Consider the following 502-nt stretch of genomic DNA (forward strand, 5'->3'; position numbering starts at 1 on the left):
GTTTAAATGATCTTGCACTAATGTGCGTGAATACATTTTAGGTTGATCGGAATCACGAACAATTCGCCATAGGATAGCAGCTGCCTTTAATTTTGATTTGAACTTGTCATTTATGGGATCAGCGCAGAAATCTTTTAAGAAGCGGTTCCATTCGCATACAGAAGAATCATACTTTGCATACGTCGATATCCCCTTATATACATTCAACATGTCCTGTATAGTAAACGATGTGTCGTGATCCGCTTTCACCTTTCGCCATGCGGTCGCCATATCTGCTGTAAATTTAAAGGGAGAAACCCTCGTCAGATTTGAGAAATATGTTCTAAACTTTGTGTTGAACGAAAAGTTGCAAGCAAGTAATGGTGTGTCCAAGGAAATCGCTCCAGATGATATCATCTGCTCTTTTTGGAGAGTGGCTTTGACTATGTTCCCTTTAAAGTATTCTGCAATGTTGTGATTGAGATCTTTTTTTACCCCCCTGTGTGCAATTCCAAGCTTTTTC

At 39.4% G+C, this 502-nt stretch carries 1 protein-coding gene; it reads right to left on the bottom strand.

Going from position 1 to position 502, the window contains the following annotated elements:
- Positions 1–502 (bottom strand): hypothetical protein (locus HMPREF9081_RS14205; RefSeq protein WP_006306741.1); only part of this gene is annotated, 502 nt, incomplete at both ends.

It is taken from the genome of Centipeda periodontii DSM 2778 (genome assembly GCF_000213975.1).
GTDB classification, from domain to species: Bacteria; Bacillota; Negativicutes; order Selenomonadales; family Selenomonadaceae; genus Centipeda; species Centipeda periodontii.